General features: G+C 28.1%; 2 protein-coding genes. One reads left to right on the top strand and one right to left on the bottom strand.

What is annotated here, in order from left to right; translation table 11 throughout:
• The coding region (locus HMPREF2937_RS03780; protein WP_070864061.1) for an MFS transporter at positions 1-947 on the bottom strand (947 nt) is incomplete at its 3' end.
• Between the two features lie 85 nt (positions 948-1032).
• Here HMPREF2937_RS03780 and HMPREF2937_RS03775 point away from each other — a divergent pair.
• The gene (locus HMPREF2937_RS03775) at positions 1033-1581 is read left to right on the top strand and encodes a helix-turn-helix domain-containing protein (RefSeq protein WP_070625301.1); all 549 of its coding nucleotides are present in this window, start codon (positions 1033-1035) and stop codon (positions 1579-1581) included.
• The last annotated feature ends 73 nt before the right edge of the window (positions 1582-1654 follow it).

The following is a 1654-nucleotide window of genomic DNA, read 5'->3' as shown; positions in this document are numbered from 1 at the left end:
GTGTTAACCAGTCCAAAAGCTATACCACTGGCAATGCCAATAATAATTAAAGAATAGAGAGACATCTGAGGTATAAACATCATAATCAGAATACCTACTATAAATAAAGTACCTGTAAATATTGTAACTCCTATTTGAGACTTCATCTTTGTTACTATTATTGGCGTGATAAAAGTCAATGGAATAATTGCAAGTTGTAATAGAGCTAGATATAACCCGGCAAGATCAGAAGATATGTCATATGTTGAGAGATATTGTGGTAACCAATTTATAAGTGAATAAAATATTAAAGATTGACTACCCATTAGTAACGTAATTTGCCAAGCTATAGAATGTTTCCAAACATTGGTGTTATTAATCATATGGGGATTATTGCTTTTTTGGTTATGTTTAAGTTGAAACGCCCAAATAAAAATTGTGAGTAAAGTTATCAATCCTATTATTCCTAAAGCGATATTGTAATTAGAGACTTTTAAAATAGGAGATGTTACAAATGAAGATAAGCTGCCAAATATATTCATTACTACTGTATAATATGCTGTCATTATTCCGATTCTAAGAGGAAAATTGGATTTAATGACACCGGGAGTTAAAACATTGCCAAATGCAATTCCGATACCTATTAAGGTTGTTCCTATATATATAAACGGCAGTATGGTAATACTTCTTAAAATAATACCTACAAAAATAAAAATAAGGGCAACAAATAATGTTTTATTCATACCAAAAATTTCACCTATTTTAGAAGCAAAAAGTGAAATTATTGCAAACGCAACTAATGGAATGACTGCTATAATACTAAGTAAACCATTAGAAAGAGAAAAAGTTTCTTTTATTGAATGTAAGGCCACGCCCACAGATGTAATAGGTGCTCTTAAATTAGCACCTATGAGTAAAATACCTATAAAAAGAAACCAATTTATAGATGTATCTGTATTTCTTTTCATAAAAACCTCCTATTGTAACATATAGAGAACAAATTTCACTTTATATGTTACAATAATTTACAAGACTTTAAAAGGAGGTATTATTTTGGATAATATAAATGATGTTGTTGCCTCTAACTTATATAAATATAGGAAAGCGAAAAATTTAAGTTTGGAAAAAACTTCTAAACTTACAAATGTGAGTAAAAATGTATTAAGTATAATTGAAAAAGGAGAAGGTAACCCTACGATAAATACTTTAGTTAATTTAGCAAATGGACTTCAAATACCAATATCTTCTTTAATTAATAAAAAAGAATCAACAGTTCAATTTATAGACAATAGATACATTAATCCAATTTACAGTATTGATAAAACAGTCACTGTTTTCCCATACTTTCCTTACGATAAAAATAAAAATTTTGAAATGTTCAGTATGAATTTCAAAATAGATGGTTCTTTATATTCAAAAGGACATGAAGAGAATTCTAGAGAATTTATAATAGTGAATAAAGGTACACTAAAGATAAAAGTAGGAAAACATGTTAGTATCGTTAAAGAAAAGCAAGCTATATCTTTTGAATCAGATTCAGAACATAGTTACTTTAATATAGGTGAAGGAGTTTTAGAGTTGACTGCTACTATTCAATATTAGTTTGAAGAATACCTAATGTGATTAGCTATACTTTTTCTAACTTTGCAACAGAACCCGACAAAATATATTTATC

The organism is Staphylococcus sp. HMSC061G12, assembly GCF_001838465.1.
GTDB lineage: Bacteria > Bacillota > Bacilli > Staphylococcales > Staphylococcaceae > Staphylococcus > Staphylococcus simulans.
This window is presented reverse-complemented; position numbering and strand designations above follow the sequence as displayed.